The organism is Mycobacterium sp. (assembly GCF_040509115.1).
Classification (GTDB): Bacteria; Actinomycetota; Actinomycetes; order Mycobacteriales; family Mycobacteriaceae; genus Mycobacterium.
The window spans coordinates 1-22,302 of sequence record NZ_JBEVLO010000340.1 but is presented as its reverse complement, the minus strand read 5'-3'; the positions used below and the strand labels follow the sequence as shown (position 1 = coordinate 22,302).

Here is a 22,302-nt window from a genome sequence, read left to right as displayed (position 1 = left end):
TGCGCTCGATCGGCTTCACCGCCTACAACACGTTGGCGTTCTGCGACGTCGAGGGCGAGGAGCTGACGCACGGCAACACCCTGAACGCCTCGGTGCAGGAGCTGGCGGCGGGCCTCGGCATCGCGGTCGCGGCTCTGGCGCTCAGCGTCCTGACCCCGCTGGCCGTGACCAACGGGCACGACGTGGGCACCGCCTACGCGTGGACCTTCCTGGTCCTCGGGGCACTGATCGCGGTCACGCTGATCGAGACGCTGCGGCTGCCACGCGACGCTGCCGCTTCGGTCACGAGTGCTGCCTGAGGCGCCTCACGTCAGCAATTCGGTGCTGCGTTGGTCCTCCCACAGCGCCATCCTGGTGCGGGCAGGCTCCCCGACCGCGTCCATGACGAGCGGGATGAGCAGTTCGGTGAGGAGGAACCCCGCAGCCATGCTCTGGTACGTGGTGTCAACCGTGCTCGACGCGGCGAGCACCACCTCGGCCTCCGGGGCGACCGGGCAGGCCAGGTCGTCGGTGATCAACAGGACGGTGGCGCCCGCTCGATGGACCCTGGCCGCGAGGTCCGCGGCGCTGCGCTGATAGCGGTGATAGTCGAAGAGGACGACGACGTCCTTGCGGGTCAGCTCGATCATGGCGCCGAGGTCGCGGCCGTCGGGATCGGCGAGCAGGCGCACGCCCGGCCGTAGCTGCTCGAGGTGCTGACCGAGGTACACCGCCAGCAGGTGCGAAAACAGGCCGCCGTGCAGGTACAGGGGACGCCCGGTGTCCGACAGGAGCCCGACCGCGGCCTCAAGCGCCGAGGCCGGGATTTGGGCGAGGGTCTCGATCGCCAACGCGTTCTGCGCGTTGGCTTGCTGCAGCAATCCCTCCAACAGGCCGTCGGCGGCGGGTGTGGTCGGGATCCGGGTGATGGGCCCGTTGGACCGCGCCGTCAGCTCGGCCCGTAGGGCGACCTGAAGGTCGGTGAACCCTTCGTAGCCAAGCGATTGCGCGAACCTGAGCACGGTTGGCGGGCTGACCTCGGCGCGTTCGGCGAGCCGGGCGGCGCTGGCCAACCCAGCGCTCGGGTAGTCGGCGAGCAGGGCCCGGCCCACCCGGCGCTCGGCCCGGCTCAGCGTCGCCAGGGCGGCGCTGGCCTTGGCGGCGACGCTTTCGTCCGTCATCTCGGTCAACGCGTCACTCGGTCAATGCGTCACTAGTGGGTGCAGCGTCATCGATCTGTCGGAGAGCGAGAACGCGGCCACCGACTCGGGCGGCAGGGGTTCCCAGGCCAGGTCTCCGAAGCCCGTCGACCCGACGACCAGGGTGTCGTCGTCGGGGCGTGCCACCCGCAGGGCGAAGTAGTCCTCCAGATGTTCGGCGGGGAGATCCGTTGCGCTGATCTCCTCGACGTCCTCGGCGAGAAGCACGCTGCGCGCGTGCGCGTGCACCACCACCAGCTGATCCTCCCCGAGGATCAGCGCGTTGAGGCAGGCTTCGGGATACAGCTCCCGAAGACGGGCAACGGCTCGGCACACCGCTTCGGCGAGAGTCGGTGCAGTACGGCGATGTTGGCGGATCACCGCGAAGTAGCGCTCGCTGTCGGTAGTCCCACCCAGCGATGCGGTCTCTTCGGGTTCGAGGAGATCGTTCAGCGGCCCCATCGGCTTGATGGTGCCGTTGTGCGCCATGGCGAGGCCGTCCGCCAGGAAGGGATGCGAGTTCTGCCGTTCGACCGCGAGCCCGTTCGTCGCCCAGCGCAGGTGCACCACCGACGCGATGGCCCGGCCGTCGTGCGTGGCCGCGACGAAATCGGAATCGTCCAGTGCGCTACCCGCGGACACCTCGACGCGCGGAGTGACCCCGACCGCATCCTGGGTCGCGACGCCCCACCCGTCGCCGTGCACCTTCGTCAGGGCGACGAAGTCCTTCAGCACACCATCGCCGACCGCATCGGCGATCGAAACCGGGGCTGCGGACACCACACCCAAGAGTCGACACATGCAAGCATTCTCCGATCTCTGATCTTACGAATCAATCATAAACTGCCGAATTTAAAGATCCTGAAACATTCATGACATAGATTCCTCGCAGACTCACCCGGGTTGGGTCGAATGCAGTGAAGGAGGCGCCCGTGGGCGAGCGAAGCGACGGGACGAAAGCGGTGGTGGGCGAGCGAAGCGACGGGACGAACAAAGCCGTGGGCGAGCAGGGCGAGCTGGAGGAGCGCATCGGGGAGCTGCGTGCCAAAGGCGTTGAGCTGGTGGCAGGTTCACTGACCGATCCGGCCGGCGTCACCAGGGCCAAGTACGTTCCGCTGCGCCGACTCGGCGACTTCCAGCGCTCGGGGATGGGGGTGTCTCCGTCGTGGAGCGTGTTCTGCGTGGACAGTGGCATCGCGTTCACCCCGACCATCGGCGTCGCCGGTGACCTGCGGATCCGCATCGACCCGGCGGACGCCAGGGTCGTCGAAGCCGGCGTGGCGTGGGCCCCGGGCAATCTCACCGACCAGGCGGGCGACGCCGCGCCACTGTGCACCCGCTCGCTGCTGGCCCGCGCCGAGCAGTCGGCAGCCGACCGAGGCCTGACCGCGCTCGTCGGTGCCGAGCTCGAATGCACGATGCTCACACCCGACGGCGGTCCCGCCTCGACCGGACCCTGGTCGCCGTACGGCCTACGCACCTCGCTGGACCGCTCGGCGTTCCTCGTCGACCTCGCCACCACGGCCGAGCGCGCGGGCCTGGCCGTCGAACAGATCCACACGGAGTACGGCCACGATCAGCTCGAGGTTTCGCTCGCACCGACCACGCCGGTCGGCGCCGCCGACGCGGTGATCCTCACGCGCATCGTCCTCGGCCGGGCCGCCGCCCGGCACGACCTACGAATCTCGTTCTCGCCGGTGCCCTTCGAGGGTGCGGCCGGCAACGGAGCGCACCTGCACCTGTCGTTGAGCGATGAGCAGGGTCCGCTGTTCGCCGGCGGTGATGGGCCCTACGGCATCCGCGCCGCGGGAGGGTCGGCCATTGCCGGCGTGATCGACACGTTGCCGGATCTGCTCGGCGTGTACGCCGGCGCCGTCGTGTCGGAACTCCGGCTGAAACCGGGCAACTGGGCCGGAGCGGCGGCGTGCTGGGGTCTGGAGAACCGCGAAGCGGCAGTGCGTTTCATCGCGGCCACCCCGGGCAATCCGCACGGCGCCAATGCCGAGCTGAAGCTGATCGACCCGTCGGCCAACCCGTACCTGGCCGCGGCGGCGTTCCTCGGCAGCGCACTGCGCGGCATCGCCCTCGGACTCGATCTGCCCGTCGAGATTCCCGAGAATCCCTCGCAGTCCGACGCCACGACACCTCCGCTGCCCACGGGTCAGCGCGCCGTCATCGACGCGCTGGAGCGCTCCGCCGTCGCTGCCGAGTTGCTCACCCCCGACATCGTCGAAGGCCTTGTCGCAGTGCGGCGTTACGAGCAAGAGACGTTCGGCGCGATGTCCCCGGCCGAGACCACGCAGGCGCTGCGCCTGGCGTGGAGCTGTTGATTCACCCTTCCGACAACGCACGACACGACCGAGAGGAAGCAACGATGACCACGAGCACGTCGGCCAGCTCGTCCGAAGGGACGGGCCAGCTGCCCCATCGCCGATTGCCGTTCTGGGTGGCGTTGGCGATGTCCGTCGCCCTGGTCGGCCCGACCCTGGCGATGTCCGGAAACGGGCAGGGCCTGATCGCCACCGTCGGAAAGGCCATCCCGCTGGTGTTTCTGATCGGACTGGTCGGCGTATCCCTCGTCGGGTACAGCTTCGTCCGGCTGACCCGACACCTCAATCACGCCGGGTCGGCGTACGGGCTGGTGGGCGGCACCATCGGGCCGCGAGCGGGCTTCTTCTCCGGCTTCGCCATGCTCGGGGCCTACGTCGGGTTCTCCATCGGCACCTTGGCCTTGACGGCCGCCTTCGTCAACGCGTTCGTCGCGCAGCTTCAACCCGACAACCCCGAGCCCTACCAAGTGCCGTGGCTCCTAGTCGTCGTCGTGGGGGCCGTCATCTCGTTCCTGCTGTCCGGCCGTGACATTCGGCTGTTGGCCAAGATCCTCCTCGTCATCGAGGGCATCGGCATCCTGTCGATGGTGGTGCTGGTGATCGTCATCTTCGCCAAGGGCGGAGCGCCGAGCACCGGCGTCGACTTCAGCGTGTTCACCTTCGACGGCGTCTCCGCCTCGGCAGTGATCAGCGGCGTGGTGGCGGCGTTCCTGTCCTGGGCCGGATTCGAGGCCTGCGCGTCGATGGGCGAAGAGACCGACAACCCCGGCCGCAACATTCCGCGGGCTCTGGGCGGAACGCTCTTGCTGACCGGTGTGCTGTTCGTCGTCGTGATGTTCGCCCAAGTGATCGGGTTCGGCACCGACGCGGCCGGGTTGGAGGCGTTCCAGGGCTCGGGAAACACGTTGGGCGACTTGGGCAGCACCTACGTCGGGCAGTGGTTCTCGTTGCTGATCATCTTCACCGCCACCGTGGCTGCGTTCGGCTGCCACCTGGCGACCTCGGCGACCTCCGGCCGGATGCTCTACGCGTTCGGGCGGGACGGGTTCGGCCCCAAGGCATTGGCCCAGATCCACGAACGCACCGGCGGCCCACGCCTGGCCACCTGGTTGGTCGTCGTCGTGGCGCTCGTGGTCAACCTGATCTGCGGTGCCACGGGCTGGCCCGTGATGGGCACCGACAACCCGGCCATCGACACCTACTTCCTGTTCGCCGTCGCCGGGTCGGTGTGCCTGATGGTCTGCTACCTGCTCGTCGAACTCGCGGCCGCCTGGTTCGTCGGCGCCCCCAAGTTCGTCCGCGTGCACGGCGGCAAGGGCAAGGTGCCCGGCCTGGTGCTGCCACTGCTGGGCGCCGTGGTGATCGCCGTGGTGCTGTGGTTCAACGTCAAGGACGCCACGGAATGGACGGCCGCCCCGCTGCTCGGATTGTATTGGTGTCTGGTCGGATTGGTCATCGCCATCGCGGCGTCTGGCATCGCCAAGCGCGTCGGCGAGTCACTCGCCGCCGAGCTGGCGGACACGCCGCCGGTGCAATGAGCACGCTCTACGAGCGTGACGACGCCGTCGTCGCCGGGATCGAGAAGCTGCGCTTCTTCCCGCTGGAAGTCGTATCGGGCCATGGGTCGACGCTCGTCACGCCCGACGGCCGCGAACTGCTCGACCTGTCGGCGACGTGGACGGCCAGCGGACTCGGACACGGCCACCCGGCGATCGTCGAGGCGGTGAGTCGGGCGGTGCGCGCCGCCCCCGGTTCGGGCGGTCTATCCGCCGTGCACCCCGACTCGGTCGGCCTGGCCGAGGATCTCCTGGCCCTCGTCCCCGGGTCGGGGGAGCGCAGGGTCTACCTCGGCCATGCGGGCTCCGACGCCAACGACGTGGCCCTGCGGGCCTGCAGACACGCGACCGGGAACCGCACCGTCATCGCGTTCGAGCACAGCTACCACGGCGGCGTCGGCGTCGCGATGGGAGTCTCGGGCGTGCACGTCGACGCGGGCGTGCCCGCCGACCCGGACGCGGTATTCCTGCCCTTCCCCAATCCCTTTCGGCCCGTTCGGGATACCGTCGAACAGGACGCGACAGCGTGCCTCGAAGCTGCCGAGCACCATCTGAGCGGGGGCTCCATCGCCTGCCTGATCGTGGAGCCGATCCTGTCCGACGGCGGGCTCATCGTGCCGCCCGACGGCTTCCTTGCCCGACTTCACGAGCTGTGCCGCCGCCACGGCGTTCCGATGATCTGCGACGAGGTCAAGATGGGCCTCGGCAGGCCTGGCACGCTGCATGCCTTCGAGCACGACTTTCGCGAGTCCGGGGTGGTGCCCGACATCGTGACTTTCGGCAAGGTGCTCGGAGGCGGGTTGCCGCTGTCGGCGGCCGTCGGTCCCGCGGAGATCCTCGACAACCCTCCCGCGTCGGCGCTGCTGACCACCGCGGGCAACCCGGTGTGCACCGCGGCGGGACGTGCGGTGCTGGCCACCATCGTCGGCGATGAGTTGCCGGAGCGGGCGGCGAAGATCGGTGCGCTGCTGGCCGACGGGCTGCGCGCGCTGGCAGGCTCGCCGGGCGCCGAGCGCATCGGCGACGTCCGAGGGCGTGGGCTGGCGATCGGTCTCGAGCTCGTCGACCCCGAGACGGGGGAACGCGATCCCCGCCTCGCCGCACAGGTGGTCTACCGTGCTTGGGAGTTGGGAGCGGTCGTCTACTACGTCGGCGGCAACGTCCTGGAGATCACGCCGCCGCTGGTGCTCACCGAGACCGAAGCGGGTCGGGCGGTCGAGATCCTGGGCGAGGCGATCGCCGACGCCGCCGCGGGACGAGTGAATGCCGAGGAGGTCGCACGATATGCCGGCTGGTGAATTGCCCCTTGGGGTATCGGGCGGAGTGTTCGCCGGGGTCGAAGATCTGGTGCCCGACGCGCTGGCCGACCATCTGCGCGCCGTCGAGCTGATCGACCACCACGTTCACGGTTCGTTCAACGAAGCCGTCGACCGCGCCGACTTCGAAGCGTCGATCAACGAGGGATCCACCGATCCGGTCCCGGACTTCATGACCCAGTTCGATTCGCCCCTGGGTCTTTCCATTCGGCGCTGGTGCGCGCCGCTGCTCGGCCTCGAACCGTTGGCGGGTGCCGATGAGTACTGGGCGCGGCGCAGCGAGCTGTCCGCCGTCGAGCTGGCCGAGACGATGCTGCCAGCGGCGAACGTCGGGCGCTGGGTCGTCGACACCGGGTTCAAGGGTGACCTGATCGCCACGCCCGAGCAGCTCACGAAGCTCAGCGGGGTGCCGTCGTCGGAGATCCTGCGTCTGGAGCGCCTCATCGAGGACCTCCTCGAAGGCGACACGGCACCGCACGACTTTCCCGACGTCTTCCGCGCCGCCCTGCAGCGGGCCGCCGACGATCCGGAAGTGGTGGGCACCAAGACGATTGCCGCCTACCGCACGGGGTTCGACATCGACTGGGCGCGGCCGGTCGACGCCGAGGTCGTCACCCACGCCAGCGAGCTCAGTGCACGACCCAAGCCGCTGCGGGTCGACAGCCCGGTGCTCACCGCGTTCGCGGTGCACGAGGCGGCCACGCACGGACTGCCGATCCAGGTGCACGTCGGATTCGGGGACCGCGACATGGATCTGCACCGCAGTGACCCGATGCTGCTGCTTCCCCTGCTGCGATCCATGACGCCGGTGCCGGTACTGCTGCTGCACTGCTACCCGTTCCAGCGGCAGGCGGGCTATCTGGCGCAGGCGTTCGATCACGTGAACTTCGACGTCGGGCTGGCGATCAACTACCTCGGCGCGCGCTCGACGGGTCTGGTGGCCGAAGCATTGGAGACCGCGCCGTTCGCCAAGCAGCTGTACTCGTCGGATGCCTTCGGGCCGCCCGAACTCCACGTGTTGGGGTCGGTGCTGTGGCGACGCGCCATGGGCCTGGTGCTGGGTGACTGGGTGCGCACGGGCGACTGCGGGATCGATGACGCGATTCGGATCGTCGACATGATCGGCGTGCACAATGCCGAAAGGGTGTATGGCCTCTAAGCACGAGTCGGCGCCGCTCTTCGACTCGCTTCGGCGATTCGTCGACCGCGGTCAGGCGCCGTTCTACAGCCCCGGGCACAAGGGCGGCCGGACGCTGGACCCATGGTTTCGCGAGCACCTCGCCGCCGTCGACCTGAACAACCTGCCGGACACCGACACGTTGCACTGCCCGGAGGGCCCGATTCTCGAGGCCGAGCGGTTGATCGCCGACGCGTGGGGCGTCGGGCAGAGCTTCATCCTGGTCCAGGGTTCGACGAGCGGGAACATCGCCGTCGCGCTGTCGGCGTTGCGACCCGACGAGCCGGTGCTGGTGGCGCGCAACGCGCACAAGTCCGTCCTCGCCGGCTTGGTGCAGGTCGGTGCCCGGCCGGTGTGGCTGGAACCGCGTTGGGACGAACGCTTCGGCGTCGCGCACGGGTTGGACGCCGACGTGGTGGAGCGCGCGTTCGCCGACACGGGTGCCAAGGCGCTCTGGGTGTTGCATCCCACCTACTACGGCACCACCGGCGACATCGCGAAGCTCGCCGAGCTGTGTCGCACATACGACGCGAAACTGCTTGTCGATGGTGCACATTCGCCGCACTTCGCGTTCCACCCCGACCTGCCGACACCCGGCGAGCGGTCCGGGGCCGCCGCCACCGTGCACTCGGTGCACAAGATCCTGTCGGGCCTGAGCCAGGCGGCGGTGCTGCACGTCGATCCCGACGTCCTCGATCCGGCGACGGTGATGCGGGGGTTGCAGCTGATCCAGACCACCAGCCCGCACTTCGCCATCATGGCGTCGATCGATCTGGCTCGCCGTCAGATGATGCTGCAGGGCCGCGAGCTTCTCGACGCGACCCTCGACCGCGCCCGCCGCACCGCGAACCGGCTCGCCGCGATCCCCGGGCTGACGGTGTTGCGCCCCGAGCACCTGGCAGGCGCAGGGACTGGACTTCATCAGCTCGACGAGACCAAACTCCTCATCGGGACAACCGGTCTCGACCTCGACGCGCGTGACGTCGTCGCTCGGCTCAACCGGGTGCACGGGGTCCAACCGGAGCTCAGCGGCACCGGCCACGTGCTCTGCATCACCACGATCGGGAACACCGACGCCGACGTGGATCGTCTGGTCGACGGCTTCGCCGAGGTCGCCGGTCGTGCCGGGTTACGAGCCGTGGGAAGTCAGACGGGATTGGTCAGCGACCTGCTGGCGGTTCGGCCGGAGACGGTGCTGACGCCGCGGGAGGCGTTCTTCGCCGTCGCGGAGTCCGTCCCACTTGCGGGTGCGACGGGTCGGATCGCGGCGGAGGCCATCACCCCCTACCCGCCAGGTATTCCTCTGGTGATGCCGGGGGAGCGGCTCGGCAAGGACGTGCTCGGGTTGTTGACGGCGCTGCGCGAGGCGGGAAATCCGATCAGTGCCTCGGACCCGACGCTGGCGCTCGTCAAGGTCGTGCGCTGAGCGGCGGTCATCATTACGCTCCTTCAGCATGGTGGCGGAGACGACACTCGTATCGTGGCTCCTCGACTCAGATCCCGCCCTGCGATGGCAGGTCGAGCGCGACGTCCTCGGCGACCCGCCCGCGGTGTGGGCGGCCACCAGGGATCGAGTTGCGACGGAGGGCTTCGGTGCCCGACTGCTCGCGCTGCAGGATGCCGACGGGCAATGGGCCGGTGGCGCATTCTTTCCTGGTGACTTCGACTTCGAGGGGCAAGAGGCCTCGTCGGGCCAGCCGTGGACGGCGACGACGTGGACGCTGAACTCGTTGCGTGAGTGGGGGGTAGGGGCGGAGGCACTGCGTGGCACGGCTGAACTCCTCGCCGAGAACTCGCGCTGGGAGTACGACGACCTCCCGTACTGGGGCGGCGAGGTCGATTGCTGCATCAACGCGTGGACCCTCGCCAACGGCCTGTGGCTTGGCGCCGACGTCACCGGCATCGCCGACTGGTTCGTCGAGCACCGGCTGCCCGACGGTGGGTGGAACTGCGAGTGGGTCGATGGCTCGCGGCGATCGTCGTTCCACTCGACGCTGAACTCGCTCAAGGGGTTGCTGGCGTTCGACGTGGCGACGGGCGGTACCGACGCGTCGCGTGCCGCCCGACATGGTGGTGAGGAATATCTGTTGGAGCGCGGGCTCTTCCGGCGCTTGTCCACGGGTGAGGCGGTGGGATCGTGGGTCGACCACTTCGCCTACCCGATCCGTTGGGTCTGCAGCACCCTCAACGCGGTGGACTACTTCCGCGAGGCGACCGCCGTCGACGGAGTGGAGCCCGACCCGCGCATGGCCGAGGCGATCGAGATGATCAGGGCCGCCAGGCAATCCGACGGCACGTGGCTCCAGGCCGGTCGCGACGAGGGCCGGGTGTGGTTCGAGGTCGACGTGCCCGCGGGGGAACCGTCGAAGTGGTTGACCCTGTACGGAACTCGTGTCCTCGACTGGTGGGATCGGACGGCTTAGCCCGCGTCGATCTCCGCCAACACTGGGCCGGCAATGCGGAACGCCGTGTTGGCATCGGGCACGCCACAGTAGATGGCGGCCTGCATGAACAGTTCCTTGATCTCTTCGTTGGTCAGGCCGTTGCGGCGCGCGGCGCGGACGTGCATCGCCAGCTCCTCGTGGTGACCCCGGGCCACCATCGCGGTCAGGGTGATGAGCGAACGGCTGCGCCGGTCCAGGCCCGGCCGGGTCCAGATGGTGCCCCACGCGTACCGGGTGATCATGTGTTGGAAGTCCGCGGTGAACTCCGTGGTGCCCGCGACGGCACGGTCGACGTGGGCGTCGCCAAGAACGGCGCGACGGACCGCCATGCCTGCGTCGTATATTGCGTCCTCGCTTGCCGGAGCGCCCGCGAGCAGATGTTCGGAGATGAGCGCGGCCACCTCGTGCGGGGCCTCGGCGGGCGCGAGGTGCCCGACGTCGTCCAGCACGGCGAGCCGCCCGTCCTTGACTCCGGAAGCAATGTGCTCCAACAGTTCTGGCGGGGTGGCGACGTCGTCGCGCCCGGCGATCGCGAGCACGGGGACGGTGATTTCCTGCAGCCGGTCGGACACGTCGAAGTCGGCGAGTGCGTCGCACACCTGGGCGTAGCCTTCGGGATCGGCGTCGCCGAGGGCATGCAGTAACGCCGATCCCGTCTCGGGCTCGCGGTTGAGGTAGCCGGGCGCGAACCAGCGTTCGGCCGAGCCTGCCAGCACGGCGCTGGTGCCCGAGGTGCGGACGGTCGCGGCACGGGACCGCCAGGCGTCCTCGGTGCTGATCTTGGCGGCCGTGCAGGCGACCGTCGCCGTGAGTACTCGACCCGGCGCGTCGAGCAGCAGCTGCAGTCCGACGCAGCCGCCGACGGAGTCGCCCGCATAGTGGAATGATGCGCCCGGGGCGATCTCGTCGGCCAGCGCCAGCACGCCCGCGGCCAGTTCGGCCATCGAGAATGGTTGCGGGGCCGCCTCCTTGCTCCGGCCGTGCCCAGGTAGTTCCCAGCCGACGACGTGCGCGCGCTGCCCGAGGCGCTGGGCTGCAATCCGCCAGAGCGTGCTGGCCGACGTGCCCAAGGACGGGCCGAGCAGCAGCAAGGGGGCACCGGGCTCGGGGCTGCCAAAGTCGATGCTCACCAGTTGCGGAATGCTCATGTCGCCTCCTTGAGGTATTGGCTTGCGCGCTGCAGCACCGCGTCGACGATCCGGTCGGTGGCACCGAGGTAGCTCGGAAGCGGTTCGCGCTCGGTTAGTTTCGCCATTGACAGCTGCTCGGCATCCATGCCATCGGCATCGGCGAGAATGGTGGCGGATCGCTCGACGTCGATCCGCAGGTGCGCCAGCAGGTCTGCGGTCTGCGCGGCGGCGACGACGGTGCGCCTAGCCAACGTCCGCAGCGTCGCCCACTCGACGTGCCACGCGCCGTCCGCGCGCTCGTCGACGCTGCACGCCGATGCGGTGTGCAGGGTGCTGGCCAGCGGCCCGGTGCTCAGGGCTGCCCGGCGGATCAGGACCGACAGCACCGGATTCTGCTTGTGCGGCATGGTGGATGACTTGCCTGCGTGCCCTTCGGAGAGCTCGCCGATCTCCGGTCGGCTCAGCGTGGCGACGTCGGCGGCGAGGTGTCCCCACGCGTCGCAGCATGTCACCAGCGCGTCTCCGATCCGGGTGATCGGGGCGCGGCGGGTGTGCCAGGGCAGTGCGGGCACGAGATACAGTGCGGTGGCTAGGCTTTCGACCAATCCAAGCGCGGCATCGGCGGACCCGGCGAGCTCGGTGGTCGCAGCGAGGGTGCCCGCCGCACCGCCTGCCTGCACCGGCAACGAGGACCGCAGGGCGGCAAGGGGTTCGACGGCGTCCAACACGCCGGCGAGCCAAACCGCGAACTTGCCGCCGACGGTGGACGGGACGGCGTGCTGCGTCAGGGTGCGAGCGACCATCGGAGCGTCGCGGTGGGTCTCGACGAGGTCGGCGAGGGTCCGGACCTGAGCGAGGACGGCAGTGCTCACCGCGTCGAGGGCGTCGCGGGCGCACAGCACCAGCGCCGTGTCGACGACGTCCTGACTGGTCAAACCGCGGTGCAGCCACTGCGCGGGCGGTCCTCCGGTTCGCTCCCGCAGCAGGGCGACCAGACCGGTCACCGGGTTGCCGTCGGCCTCGGCGCCGCGGGCGATGGTCTCCAGATCGCCGTCGCGCAGCGTGGACCCGAGGTCAACGCGAGCGGCGTCAGGGGCGACGCCGGCATCGACGAGCACTGTCAGCCAGGCCGTTTCGACGCGAACCATTGCCGTCAGGAACGCGGCGTCGGACATCACGTCGCCCGCCCTCTGGTCGCCCGGCCAGAACAGGTCGGTCACGTCACTGTCCCGGGTAACGCAGGAAGACGGTCTCGTCCTCGCCCTGAAGTTTGACGTCGAAGCGCAGGCCGGTGTCGTCGCGGTCCGCGATCAGGGTGTGTCGCCGGTCGTCGGGCAGCGAGTTGAGCAGGTGATCGTCGGCGAGGTGCTCGCCCGGCACGTAGGCGCGGGTGAACAGCCGGTTGAGCAGACCACGGGCGAACACCGTCACCATGATGAACGGTGCCGATCCACCGACGGCACCCGGCATCACCGTCGTGAACGAGTAGACCCCGGCATCGTCGGTGGCGGCGCGTCCCCAGCCGGTGAAGGACCATCCGTCGCGCCGCAGCGAGCCCGTCGCGGTTGGCACGGCGCCGTTGGTGTCGGCCTGCCAGATCTCCAGCAGCGCATCGGGTACCGGCTGCCCCGCACCGTCGCGCACCACACCGTGGAACTGGATGGCCCCTGGCGTTCCGGGAGGGACGAGTTCGGGGCCGCGATCGTAGGGCAGGGCGTAGCCGTAGAACGGGCCGATCGTCTGTCCCGGCGTCGCGGTGAGCAGCGTCGTCATCAGTGGTGTCCGTCCTCGAAGTGAGTGCGCGCGGAGCCGGTCAGGACGATGTCCCAACGGTATCCGGTGGCCCACTCGTGGGTGGTGATGTCGTGGTCGTAGGTGGCGACCAGGCGGTCACGAGCCTTCTGGTCGGTGATCGCCTGATAGATCGGGTCCAGTGGAAACAAGGGGTCGCCGGGGAAGTACATCTGGGTGATCATCCGCTGGGTGAAGTCGGTGCCGAACAACGAGAAGTGAATGTGAGCGGGCCGCCAGGCATTTCGATGGTTCTTCCACGGATACGGGCCGGGCCTGATCGTGGTGAACCGGTACCAGCCCTGCTCATCGGTCAGGCAACGCCCGACGCCGGTGAAGTTGGGGTCGATCGCCGATGGGTGCTGGTCGCGCTTGTGGATGTAGCGGCCACCTGCATTGGCCTGCCAGATCTCGACGAGCTGACGGCGCACGGGCCTGCCGTGTCCGTCGACGATGCGACCGGTGACGACCATCCGTTCGCCGATCGGGGTTCCGCCGTGCTGAATGGTCAGATCGGATTCGAGCGGACTGACGTCGCTGGGGCCGAAGCATGGGGACGCCGTCTCGATGGTCTCGGGATCGGTGTGGTGCAGGTCCTTGGTGGGATGGCGCAGCAGACTGCTCCGGTAGGGCGCGTAGTCCAGGCGGGGCTGGGTCTCCTCCAGCCCGGCGCGGTGGTAGTCGGTCTCGATCGCCGAGATCTCTGCACTGATGGCGGCTTGGGTGACCAGCGTCGAGGGCTGGACGCTGGCCGGTGGGGTGTCGGTCAGGGCTGTCATGTCTCGCAACGTAACCCCGCCGGTGGCCGCGAGGAAAGACTAGACTTCCGCTGAGTGAAAGGATCGGGTAATTGGCAGGCAATACCTCCACTCCCGGCGCGAGTGTCGCGTCCCGTGTTCTCGCGGTCATCGGAGCATTCGACGACCGGCATCGGAGTCTGACGCTGACCGAGATCGCCGCCAGGGCCGGGCTGGCGTTGCCAACCGCGCATCGGTTGATCGGCGAGTTGGTCACGGGCGGCGCACTGGACCGTCGGGACGGCGGCCGCTACGTCGTCGGCAGGCTGGTGTGGGAGGCAGGGCTGGTGGCTCCCGTGCAGGCCGAACTGCGGCAGGTGGCCGAACCGTTCCTGCACGACGTATACGCCGCCACCCTGGCCACCGTGCACCTGGCAGTGCGTGACGGTGACGAGGTGCTGTACCTGGACCGCATGTCGGGACGGGCCTCGGTGCCGATCGTCAGCACCGTGGGAAGCCGCCTGCCGATGCACTGCACCGGCGTCGGCAAGGTGCTGTTGGCGCACGCCCCCGCCGACGTGCGGCAGCGGGTGCTCGGGTCGCTGCGTCGCGTCACCCCCTACACGGTCACGGTTCCCGCAACGCTGAACGCCCAGCTCGAAAGGGTCCGCCGCGACGGCGTCGCCACGACGGTCGAGGAGATGACACTGGGTGGCTGTTCGCTGGCCGTCCCGGTGCGGCACGGCGGGCCCGACGGCGCAGTGGTCGCAGCGATCGGCGTCGTGGTCCCGACCCTCAAACGAGACCGGCAACGACTCATCGGAGCGTTGCAGGTGGCCGCCCGTGGAATCGGCCGCACGCTGTGACGGTGGTGGTGTGACACGACGCACACCAGGGGAATCCGCTGCTCATCGCTGCGTTGTACGTAAGCATCGTGGTCGTCTTCGCAAGCTCTCAGGACCGCGTTGGACAGTGGAATCGAAGGACGCAGGGTTCGAAGCGTGGAGGACGAGGTGAGCGTGATGTTGATTGCGTACCTGATCGGGTGGTTGGCGACGACGCTTGTCGCGCTGTTCGCCGGGACGAAGATTCGTGACCTCCGACCGTCGGGACCGCTGGCGATCGGCTCACTAGCCGTCCTGGCCGGAATGCTGTGGCCACTCGTGATTACCGGCGTCGTCCAACTCGCGCTGGTCGCGGTGGTGGCGAAGAAGTTGCGTGCCGCCGGCGGTCGGTCCGCGGTGGACCCAGAGGCCGAATTGGTCAACGTCTAGCCGTAGTCCGCGAGGAAGTTCAGCACGTCGGCGAAGAATTGCTTCTTCGTGACGATCGAGTGGCCAGCACGCGGATACATCACCAGCCGCGCGCGAGGCATCAGCTCCGCGGTGTCGGTGAACAGCTCCGGTGTGTAGAAGTAGTCGCGGGCGCCGCAGATCACCAACGTCTCGGTGGCGATGGACCCCAGCCGGTCGTAGACGTCGAAGCCGTCCTCTGCCCACAACAGCGCTGCCGGGTCGGCCGGGTGCTTGACCGTCGTCACCGCGCTGGACAACGACAACGGCAGCGACAGGATGCGCTGGAGCGTGGCGTTCCTGGTGAATCCCTCGACCATCGATGGAGCCCGAAAGGATCCGTCGGCGTTGAGGTTTCGCATCAACTCCAATTGCGCCCTCTTGGCCACCGGGCCCAGTCGGTAAGCCGCACTGGCGACGACCGCCTTGCGCACCAGCCGGGGGTGGTCGGCGATCAGCTGAAGGACCAGTGATCCACCCGTCGAATGACCAAGCAGATCGATCGGTGCGGGGAACTGGTCGGCGATCGCGGCGGCATGGCCCGCGGCGATGTCGGCGAAGGAGGTGCCGAGGGGAATTCCGGGGGCACGGTTGACGAAGTACACCTGATAGCCCGCTCGCACGAAGGGCCTGATCGTCCGCAGGGCGATCCGGCGCGCAACTCCGCTCGGGTTCTCGTGTGCCGGGGAAAACCCTGCCAGGTACACGAGCGGTCGACCGCGGCCGACCCTCAGAAACGGAAGCCCACCCTTGAGGGTTCCCTCGGTGATCTCCGGCACGGCATCTCAGTCCAGGTCGGCGAGGGCCTTGCGGGCGGCTTCGAGTTCGGCTTCGAGGGCTGCGACCTTGGCGGCCTGCTGGGAGCGCGCCTCTTCGATGACCGCGTCGATCGGGGTGGAGAGGTCCTCGTGCAGTTCCTTGGCCGCGCGGGAGACCGCGGCGGCCGCGACCGCGAGGTTGCGGGCCAGGTAGGTGCTGCCCTGCTTGAGCTCGGCGTGCCATTCCCCGTCGGCGGTACCGGTGACGGTGAGGGTCAGCTCCAGGGTCTTGGTCTTCTTGGTGGTGCGCTTGGCCGGTGCCTTCTTGGCCTCGGGCGCGGGGGTCGCAATCTCGGGGTCGTCGAAGTCGGTGAGCAGTTCGGCTGGCATGGTGTCTACAGTCATCGTTGCGGCGAGCTCCTTCTGAAGTTCGCCCGCAGTGAGCGGGCCGGGCTGACAGCCATTAGAACACACGTTCGATCATTCGGTGACCACCGGCGGCCTCGATCAGGAATGTTCGCCGTGTCGGCCGAGCGTCTCCTCGCTGGTCGCGCCAGGGCGGGTCCATTGGGGTACGGGCCGACCCGTCGGGCCCCAGGTGGCGTTGCCGTCGGCATCGGAGCGCCAGTACCAGCACGCGTGCTGCCCCTCGGGCCAGCCCTCGGGGTTGTCCTCCCACGCCTCGCCGCGACCGTACGGTGTCATGTCGAGCAGGGCGAACATCCCCTCGGCGGGTTCGTTGCCCCGACCCGTCGTGGAGTAGGTGAGGAACGTGCGGTCACCGTCGCGCAGATAACTGGTGATGGAACCCATGCTGCCGCCGACCGGCGGCTCCACGTCACGCACTGAGTACCAGGGCTGGGTGTAGCCCATGAACTCGACGTACGGTGCGACCTCGTCCCACCGCCCCACGGTCAGGATGGCTAGTGAGACGCCGCGAGCGTTGAGGTACGCGGCATCCCTGATATGCCACGCGGCCGTGGTGCACCCTTCGCACTGGCCCTGGTGCGGAGCGCCGTCCCACCACATGTGCTTGTAGACGACGAGTTCGTCGCGGTCTTCGAACAGGCTGAGGAACGGGACCGGGCCGTCGGGTCCAACGACCTCGACCCTGCCGTCGAACTCCACCATCGGCAGCCGGCGTCGAGCCGCCGCGATGGCGTCGCCCTCGCGCGTATGGGCCTTCTCGCGGACCAGGAGCTCGTCACGGGCGGCCTGCCAGGTTGGCAGGTCGACGACGGGTGGGCGGCCAAGGGTGTTCGTCATGAGGTGTCCTCCGTGAGGTCTGGTGCCGGTCCATCGTCTGCGACCGGCACCAGAACTGACTCACGACCCGCCAGGGATTCATCGCGGCGGGGCGGACCCCGATCTCAGACCTTGATCTCGCCCATCTCCGCCCAGTCGGTGGCGTCGATCGACTGGCTGATGATCAGAGGCGTCGACGCCAACACGTCGGGCGCCTTGGCGACGAACGTCTTGAAGTGCTCGCTGTTGACGTGCTCGCCGCCGGCGTCACCGTCGCGGAATCCCTCGACCAGAACGTATTCCGATGGATTCTCCAGGCTGCGCGACCACTCGAAGAACAGGTTGCCCGGCTCGGCGCGGGTGGCCTTGGTGAATTCGGCGACGATGTTCGGGAAGTCTTCGACGTGCTCGGGCTTCGGTGTCCACTTCACGACGATGAAGATCACGGCAGATCACTACTCCTTATGGGATGAGGATGGCACGACCGCGGACATTGCCGTTGTCGAGATCGGTGATGGCCGACTGGAAGTCGTCGAGCTGGTACTTCTGCGTGTGCAGGTTGACCTTGCCGCGGGCGGCGAGTGCCATCAGGTCACAGAGGTCGTTGTACGAGCCGACCAGGTTGCCGATGAAGTTGATCTCGCTGGAGACGATGTCGATGGTCGGCACGTCGATGTTCTCGCCATAGCCGACGACGTAGTAGTCCCCCGCGCCGCGCAGCATGGCGACACCTTCGCTGGTCGCGCCACCCTCGCCGACGAAGTCGACGACGGCCTCTGCGCCGTTGCCGCCGGTGAGGTCGAGCACCTGCTGCACCTGCGTTCCGTCGGCGACGATGCCGCGGTCGGCGCCGATCGCCTCGGCGAGCTTGAGCGCCTCCGGGTTGCGGTCCACGACGATGAGCTCGGCGGGCGACAGTGACTTCAGAACCTGAATCCCGATGTGTCCCAACCCGCCTGCGCCGATGATGACGACGCGGTCCCGCGGGGTTAGCCGCTTGGCGGCCTTCGCGGCTGCGTGATACGCCGTGAGGCCGGCGTCGGCCAGTGCCGCGATGTCGGACGGTTCGAGGGCGTCGTCGATCTTCACCACGCTGCGTGCCGACGTCTTGAGGTACTCGGCGTAGCCACCGTTGGTGGAGATCCCTGGGAATTCGTTGGCCTCGCAGTGCACGTCGTCACCGGAGCGGCACGCCCGGCACAGCCCGCAGGTGATCAGCGGGTGCACGATCACCTTGTCGCCCTCGGTGACGTTGGTGACGGCCGAGCCGACGGCCTCCACCCAGCCGGCGTTCTCGTGGCCGATCGTGTACGGCAGCTGGACCTGCGACTTCTCGGCCCACTGGCCTTCGAGGATGTGCAGATCGGTGCGGCACACACCCGCACCGCCGATCTTTACGACGACGTCGAATGGTCCTACGGGCGTTGGCTTTTCGACCTCGGCCATTTCGAGATTCTGGTGATAGCCGACGACCTGGACGGCTCTCATCTTGCTCATGACTGAATTCCTTCTCGGGGTTAGTGGGTGAGTGCCGACAGCGGAATGAAGGTCGACGGCTGCTCGATCGTCTCGCTTCCCCCGTCGACGTACCGGGTGCGCAGTAGCCCCCGGCAGAAGTGGGCGTTGCCGTCGATCGAGATCCGCGTGGACCGGGCCCGCCGCAACGCCAGCGGCACGGCATCGGGCGCGTACCCGATACCCAAGTGGTCGACCATCACCAGATCTCCTGGCGACGTGGACAATCCGATGCTGGCCCGTCGGCGCAGCAGCGACTCTGCGGTGGCATCCTCGGGCAGGTCGGCGATCGTCACTGAGCCGAGCTGTTCCACGGGGCGGGCTGGGTCGGCCCGCAGCAGCGCGGTCAGGCAACGCTCCATTGCCGCGGTGTGCGCCTTGCGCTGGAACGTCACCCGCAGCTCGTCGAGATCCTCCTCCGCTTCGTGGCGGAACGTGCCTCGGTATCCGGCGTCGGCAGCCAGGCCGCCGTTGATGATCTCCGAATCGTGATGGTCGTCGAGCTCGACGACCACCACGTTGGTCCAATCGAGCGCCGTCAGAACGTCCTTCGCGTCCGACGCCATCAGGTAGGCGAAGTTCGGCGCGCAGAACGACGTGGGAAGGCGCAGGTGCACTTCGACGTTCCATTTTCGCCCCGTCGCTTCGCTCGCCCCGTCCCCATCGGGGACCACGTCCACGGTGTGGACGAACCCCAGATCGGTGATCGGCTCGTCGAGCTCGGGGTCGATGACGACGTCGAGCGCCCGCATGACCTCATCACGCGCGATCCCGCTCCGCTCCTCGTCGACGTCGCGAAGGAACACCCGATCCACGTCAGGCTCCGACGAGGTGGTCGGCCGCCTCGTCGGCGCCGCGGGGTCCGACTGCGGGCTCGTCAGCGTCGGCCAGCTGCAGCTCGGCGGGCACCGGGATGTCGTACATCTTGGCGGCGTTGAGCCCGAGGATCTTCTTCTTCTGGTCGGTGGTGATCGGCGCGTATTCGGCCAGTTCGGCGGGGATCTGGAAGTCGACGAACTTCTCGATCAGCCAGCGCGGGGTCCAGATCGCGTAGTCCGACGAGAACTGGATGCGGTCTTCGCCGATCCAGTACAGGAGTTCGCCCATGATCTGTCCGAAGTACTTCGGCCGGGTGTGGATGAACGGCATCGCAACGGCAAGGCCGGCATGCACGTTGGGCTCCTGCGTGGCGATCCAGCAGAAGTCCTCCAGCCGGGGGAGCCCGCAGTGCTCGACGATGAAGTTCAGATCGGTGAAGTCCGACGCGACGTGGTCGATGTCGGCCACGTCGAACGCATCGCGGTCCAGTGGCCGGATGGTCGGGCCCTTGTGCACGTGGATGTTGCGCACGCCGAGCTCGCGGCAGGCCTCGAAGTAGCGGTACGCCCACGGATCGTCGAGTCGCCAGCCGCGGGATTCGCCGTGCCACTCCGCGGTGTAGAGCTTGACGCCCTTGAGGCCGAACTTCTTGGCATCCTCACGGAACTGATCGAGGCCCGCCTCGCCGTTGCGAGGGTCGAAGTTATGGTTGTAGGTCAGCTTGTCCGGGTTCTTGCTCGCGAGCTCGAACGCCTCGTCGGTCTGGCCGAAGCCCTTGTAGTAGAACTCGCCGAGCGCAGCGGGCTGGAAGATCGCGTGATCGACGTAGCCGTCGGTGAACAGATCCTTCATCAGGCGCTGGCCGCCCTGGTACAGGTAGTCCTCGTAGCTCCACACCTCCGACTCCGGCGACAGGTTCCGGTGGTAGTCGTAGAAGCAGTCGATGAACTGCTTGCCGTGGATGTTGCGCTGATTCTCGGGACGGGCGTCCCACAACGCGACGTGGGCGTCGACGATGAAGTAGCTGTTGTCGTCCTTGCGATACATGCGGTTTCTCCCTGACTGTGCTGGCGGGCTGATGTCGCGGTGTGAGGGCTGTCACACCACCTGACCGGAGCTTATGGGCGCGGGCGGTCCCTTCCGAGGCCAACGGCGTCTCAATCTGAGACATCGTCGGGACCCATCTCGCCGCGGCGCCTGACACGCTGCTTGTAACGTGGATCACAGCGGTCGCGCCCTCGCCCGCTGGCTGCGCGCACCCGAAGGAGACCGGTGCCCGACGACCTACCCGACCGAGTCCGGCTGCACCAGATGCAGGACGGCTCGAACGACTCACCCGTCGTGCCGCGGCGGCTGCTGGCGTCCTGGCAGCGCAGCGAGGAGTACGGCGTCCCGCAGGAGAACGTCGAACCCGTCTTCACCGGTACCGACGATCTCGCGTCGCTGTTCGTCGAGTGCGGCAACGAAGTGCTCCTCGACCTGCACCGCACCCTGGCCAACGAGCCCGTCAGCATGATGCTGACCGACTCCGACGGCGTGGTGCTCAGCCGGATGAGTGGCGACCACAGCCTGCTGCAAGCCCTCGACGACGTGCACCTGGCACCCGGCTTCGCCTACTCCGAGCGCGACGTCGGCACCAATGGCCTGGGTTTGGCGCTGGCCGACCGGGCACCGACGCTAGTGCGGGCCGACCAGCACTACGCGCTGAGCCTGTGCACGTTCACGTGTGCGGCCGTGCCCGTCCTCGACGCGACCACCGGACGGCTGGAGGGTTGTGTCAACCTGACCACCTGGTCCCAGTCGTCCAGTGATCTGCTGCTGGCGCTGGCCCGGTCGGCGGCGAGCAACACCGCCGCACTCATGCTGGCCAGGTCCAACGGGCGCCGTCCCCGCCAGACCCCACGTGGGCAGGTGTTCCGCGTCGAGGTGCCGCGGTTGGAACCCGGCTCGGGCACGCTGCACGACTTGTCCGAGCCATGGAATTCAGCGGTGGCGCTGGCCGAGCGGGCGATGTCGGACGGCAACGTCGTGGCTGCCATCGGCGAGCCGGGCGTCGGCCGGTCGACGCTGCTGGCGCAGGCGGCGCGGCATACCTACCCGCGGGACCGGATCCTGTCGGCCAGCGCGCCCGGTGCGTCGGACATCCAGACCTGGCTGGGTCTGTGGGCGCCGGAACTCGGCAAGGACCACACGGCCGTGATCGTTCGCGACGTAGACGTGCTGCCGATCTGGGTGGCCGATCAGCTGCGGGATCTGGTGGTGCGTTCACGTCGCGATGCCGCGGTGCCGTTCGCCGTGACGGCCGAGCGCTTCGAGGACATCCCGACGGCGCTCGGGGGCCTTATCGACACCGTCGTCGAGGTGCCTTCGCTGCGGGACCGTCCCGACGACGTGCTGCCGCTCGCGGCGCACATCGCCAAGCGCGCCAGGGGCCGCGACGTCGTCGTCAGCGCCGCTGCGTCGCGGGCGCTGCAGAACTACGGCTGGCCGGGCAACGTCGAGCAGCTCGCCAGGGTCGTGTCACACGCCGCCAACCGCACCGACGTGATCGACGTGGGCAGTCTGCCCCCGGAGGTCCTCGCAGGCTCGTCGCGGCACCTGTCCCGCATCGAGGCGTTCGAGCGTGGCGAGATCATCCGTGTGCTGCACTCCGGTGGCGGCCCCACCATGGCCGATGCCGCACGCGAGCTGGGGATGAGCCGAGCGACGTTGTACCGCAAGATAAGTCAGTACGGGATCAAAGTCAGGACGTGAGTGCTCCACTCCCCGAAGATATGAAATCGGTGTGAGGTTCGGGCCACCACCACGACCCCTCCATAGGGTCGCGTTATGGCGACAATCTCCAAGACTCGCGTCAACATCAAACCTTCGGCTGCCCTTGGGGTTACTCGGATAGTCGTTGGGCTCCTCTTCGTCATGCACGGAACGACGAAGCTGTTCGGCTTTCCCGAAGGCTCGCCCGTCGCACTCGGGGCGTGGCCCATGTGGTGGGCGGGCGTGCTCGAGGTAGTTCT

The 22,302-nt window shown here is 68.2% G+C and carries 23 protein-coding genes and 1 pseudogene; 11 read left to right on the top strand and 13 right to left on the bottom strand.

The features are described from left to right. Positions 1-299 (top strand): annotated as a pseudogene (locus ABW137_RS23855) (MFS transporter); the annotation flags it as partial. 6 nt (positions 300-305) lie between these two features. Here ABW137_RS23855 and ABW137_RS23850 read toward each other — a convergent pair. Next, on the bottom strand, positions 306-1,160 hold the full coding sequence (locus ABW137_RS23850; protein WP_526403928.1) for a MurR/RpiR family transcriptional regulator: 855 nt from the start codon (positions 1,158-1,160) through the stop codon (positions 306-308). Between the two features lie 21 nt (positions 1,161-1,181). Beyond that, positions 1,182-1,979 carry a class II glutamine amidotransferase gene (locus tag ABW137_RS23845; protein WP_526403924.1) on the bottom strand — a complete coding sequence of 266 codons (798 nt, stop codon included), beginning with the start codon at positions 1,977-1,979 and terminating at the stop codon, positions 1,182-1,184. Between the two features lie 215 nt (positions 1,980-2,194). Between ABW137_RS23845 and ABW137_RS23840 the strand changes: the two genes are divergently transcribed. Genes ABW137_RS23840 through ABW137_RS23815 form a run of 6 tightly spaced genes read left to right on the top strand, consistent with a single transcriptional unit; the run spans position 2,195 to position 9,980 of the window. Next, on the top strand, positions 2,195-3,508 hold the full coding sequence (locus tag ABW137_RS23840) for a type I glutamate--ammonia ligase (protein ID WP_526403927.1): 1,314 nt from the start codon (positions 2,195-2,197) through the stop codon (positions 3,506-3,508). 44 nt (positions 3,509-3,552) lie between these two features. Next, positions 3,553-5,046 (top strand): amino acid permease, encoded by a 1,494-nt coding sequence (locus ABW137_RS23835; RefSeq protein ID WP_526403923.1) that lies wholly within the window; start codon positions 3,553-3,555, stop codon positions 5,044-5,046. Beyond that, the gene (locus ABW137_RS23830; protein WP_526403922.1) at positions 5,043-6,362 is read left to right on the top strand and encodes a class-III pyridoxal-phosphate-dependent aminotransferase; all 1,320 of its coding nucleotides are present in this window, start codon (positions 5,043-5,045) and stop codon (positions 6,360-6,362) included. The genes ABW137_RS23835 and ABW137_RS23830 overlap by 4 nt, the downstream gene beginning before the upstream one ends. Then, positions 6,349-7,539 (top strand): amidohydrolase family protein, encoded by a 1,191-nt coding sequence (locus ABW137_RS23825; protein WP_526403921.1) that lies wholly within the window; start codon positions 6,349-6,351, stop codon positions 7,537-7,539. Before ABW137_RS23830 ends, ABW137_RS23825 begins: the two co-directional genes overlap by 14 nt. Then, positions 7,529-8,983 carry an aminotransferase class I/II-fold pyridoxal phosphate-dependent enzyme gene (locus ABW137_RS23820; protein WP_526403920.1) on the top strand — a complete coding sequence of 485 codons (1,455 nt, stop codon included), beginning with the start codon at positions 7,529-7,531 and terminating at the stop codon, positions 8,981-8,983. Before ABW137_RS23825 ends, ABW137_RS23820 begins: the two co-directional genes overlap by 11 nt. A 28-nt stretch (positions 8,984-9,011) precedes the next feature. After that, positions 9,012-9,980, top strand: a complete 969-nt coding sequence (locus ABW137_RS23815) for a squalene cyclase (RefSeq protein WP_526403919.1) — start codon at positions 9,012-9,014, stop codon at positions 9,978-9,980. Here ABW137_RS23815 and pcaDC read toward each other — a convergent pair. Genes pcaDC through pcaH form a run of 4 tightly spaced genes read right to left on the bottom strand, consistent with a single transcriptional unit; the run spans position 9,977 to position 13,701 of the window. Further along, on the bottom strand, positions 9,977-11,149 hold the full coding sequence (gene pcaDC / locus ABW137_RS23810) for a bifunctional 3-oxoadipate enol-lactonase/4-carboxymuconolactone decarboxylase PcaDC (protein WP_526403918.1): 1,173 nt from the start codon (positions 11,147-11,149) through the stop codon (positions 9,977-9,979). The two genes, ABW137_RS23815 and pcaDC, sit on opposite strands and share 4 nt — an antisense overlap. Next, on the bottom strand, positions 11,146-12,351 hold the full coding sequence (gene pcaB / locus ABW137_RS23805; RefSeq protein WP_526403917.1) for a 3-carboxy-cis,cis-muconate cycloisomerase: 1,206 nt from the start codon (positions 12,349-12,351) through the stop codon (positions 11,146-11,148). Before pcaB ends, pcaDC begins: the two co-directional genes overlap by 4 nt. Before the next feature lies 1 nt (position 12,352). Then, positions 12,353-12,904 (bottom strand): protocatechuate 3,4-dioxygenase subunit alpha, encoded by a 552-nt coding sequence (gene pcaG / locus ABW137_RS23800; protein ID WP_526403916.1) that lies wholly within the window; start codon positions 12,902-12,904, stop codon positions 12,353-12,355. Continuing rightward, positions 12,904-13,701: a protocatechuate 3,4-dioxygenase subunit beta gene (gene pcaH, locus ABW137_RS23795; protein WP_526403915.1), complete on the bottom strand. Its 798-nt coding sequence runs from the start codon at positions 13,699-13,701 to the stop codon at positions 12,904-12,906. Before pcaH ends, pcaG begins: the two co-directional genes overlap by 1 nt. 71 nt (positions 13,702-13,772) lie before the next feature. Here pcaH and ABW137_RS23790 point away from each other — a divergent pair, with 71 nt between their 5' ends. After that, on the top strand, positions 13,773-14,525 hold the full coding sequence (locus tag ABW137_RS23790) for an IclR family transcriptional regulator (protein ID WP_526403914.1): 753 nt from the start codon (positions 13,773-13,775) through the stop codon (positions 14,523-14,525). A gap of 135 nt (positions 14,526-14,660) precedes the next feature. Then, positions 14,661-14,933 (top strand): hypothetical protein, encoded by a 273-nt coding sequence (locus tag ABW137_RS23785; protein ID WP_526403913.1) that lies wholly within the window; start codon positions 14,661-14,663, stop codon positions 14,931-14,933. On the opposite strand, the gene ABW137_RS23780 is transcribed toward ABW137_RS23785, so the two are convergent. The 7 genes from ABW137_RS23780 to ABW137_RS23750 form a co-directional block, all read right to left on the bottom strand. Next, the gene (locus ABW137_RS23780) at positions 14,930-15,730 is read right to left on the bottom strand and encodes an alpha/beta fold hydrolase (protein WP_526403912.1); all 801 of its coding nucleotides are present in this window, start codon (positions 15,728-15,730) and stop codon (positions 14,930-14,932) included. The genes ABW137_RS23785 and ABW137_RS23780 overlap by 4 nt on opposite strands. Before the next feature lie 6 nt (positions 15,731-15,736). Beyond that, positions 15,737-16,114, bottom strand: coding sequence for a DUF6319 family protein (locus ABW137_RS23775; protein WP_526403911.1), 378 nt, complete (start codon positions 16,112-16,114; stop codon positions 15,737-15,739). 102 nt (positions 16,115-16,216) lie between these two features. Next, positions 16,217-16,975 (bottom strand): DUF899 family protein, encoded by a 759-nt coding sequence (locus ABW137_RS23770; RefSeq protein ID WP_526403910.1) that lies wholly within the window; start codon positions 16,973-16,975, stop codon positions 16,217-16,219. Positions 16,976-17,079: 104 nt separating this feature from the next. Beyond that, positions 17,080-17,400 carry a putative quinol monooxygenase gene (locus ABW137_RS23765; RefSeq protein WP_526403909.1) on the bottom strand — a complete coding sequence of 107 codons (321 nt, stop codon included), beginning with the start codon at positions 17,398-17,400 and terminating at the stop codon, positions 17,080-17,082. Between the two features lie 16 nt (positions 17,401-17,416). Further along, positions 17,417-18,442 (bottom strand): NAD(P)-dependent alcohol dehydrogenase, encoded by a 1,026-nt coding sequence (locus ABW137_RS23760; RefSeq protein ID WP_526403926.1) that lies wholly within the window; start codon positions 18,440-18,442, stop codon positions 17,417-17,419. Positions 18,443-18,471: 29 nt separating this feature from the next. Then, positions 18,472-19,221, bottom strand: a complete 750-nt coding sequence (locus tag ABW137_RS23755; protein ID WP_526403925.1) for an iron-sulfur cluster assembly protein — start codon at positions 19,219-19,221, stop codon at positions 18,472-18,474. Between the two features lie 64 nt (positions 19,222-19,285). Continuing rightward, positions 19,286-20,335 (bottom strand): amidohydrolase family protein, encoded by a 1,050-nt coding sequence (locus tag ABW137_RS23750; RefSeq protein WP_526403908.1) that lies wholly within the window; start codon positions 20,333-20,335, stop codon positions 19,286-19,288. A gap of 225 nt (positions 20,336-20,560) precedes the next feature. Between ABW137_RS23750 and ABW137_RS23745 the strand changes: the two genes are divergently transcribed. Beyond that, positions 20,561-22,042: an AAA-type ATPase lid domain-containing protein gene (locus ABW137_RS23745; RefSeq protein ID WP_526403907.1), complete on the top strand. Its 1,482-nt coding sequence runs from the start codon at positions 20,561-20,563 to the stop codon at positions 22,040-22,042. A 75-nt stretch (positions 22,043-22,117) separates the two neighbouring features. Beyond that, on the top strand, positions 22,118-22,302 hold a 185-nt coding region (locus ABW137_RS23740; RefSeq protein ID WP_526403906.1), incomplete at its 3' end, for a DoxX family protein.

Coding starts and splice junctions, on each gene's coding strand:
- ABW137_RS23850 (WP_526403928.1), bottom strand. CDS start 1,160: ATGACGGACGAAAGCGTCGCCGCCAAGGCCAGCGCCGCCCTGGCGACG.
- ABW137_RS23815 (WP_526403919.1), top strand. CDS start 9,012: ATGGTGGCGGAGACGACACTCGTATCGTGGCTCCTCGACTCAGATCCC.
- ABW137_RS23845 (WP_526403924.1), bottom strand. CDS start 1,979: ATGTGTCGACTCTTGGGTGTGGTGTCCGCAGCCCCGGTTTCGATCGCC.
- ABW137_RS23750 (WP_526403908.1), bottom strand. CDS start 20,335: ATGTATCGCAAGGACGACAACAGCTACTTCATCGTCGACGCCCACGTC.
- ABW137_RS23770 (WP_526403910.1), bottom strand. CDS start 16,975: ATGACGAACACCCTTGGCCGCCCACCCGTCGTCGACCTGCCAACCTGG.
- ABW137_RS23775 (WP_526403911.1), bottom strand. CDS start 16,114: ATGACTGTAGACACCATGCCAGCCGAACTGCTCACCGACTTCGACGAC.
- ABW137_RS23835 (WP_526403923.1), top strand. CDS start 3,553: ATGACCACGAGCACGTCGGCCAGCTCGTCCGAAGGGACGGGCCAGCTG.
- ABW137_RS23820 (WP_526403920.1), top strand. CDS start 7,529: ATGGCCTCTAAGCACGAGTCGGCGCCGCTCTTCGACTCGCTTCGGCGA.
- ABW137_RS23830 (WP_526403922.1), top strand. CDS start 5,043: ATGAGCACGCTCTACGAGCGTGACGACGCCGTCGTCGCCGGGATCGAG.
- ABW137_RS23755 (WP_526403925.1), bottom strand. CDS start 19,221: ATGCGGGCGCTCGACGTCGTCATCGACCCCGAGCTCGACGAGCCGATC.
- pcaDC (WP_526403918.1), bottom strand. CDS start 11,149: ATGAGCATTCCGCAACTGGTGAGCATCGACTTTGGCAGCCCCGAGCCC.
- ABW137_RS23760 (WP_526403926.1), bottom strand. CDS start 18,442: ATGAGAGCCGTCCAGGTCGTCGGCTATCACCAGAATCTCGAAATGGCC.
- ABW137_RS23825 (WP_526403921.1), top strand. CDS start 6,349: ATGCCGGCTGGTGAATTGCCCCTTGGGGTATCGGGCGGAGTGTTCGCC.
- pcaH (WP_526403915.1), bottom strand. CDS start 13,701: ATGACAGCCCTGACCGACACCCCACCGGCCAGCGTCCAGCCCTCGACG.
- pcaG (WP_526403916.1), bottom strand. CDS start 12,904: ATGACGACGCTGCTCACCGCGACGCCGGGACAGACGATCGGCCCGTTC.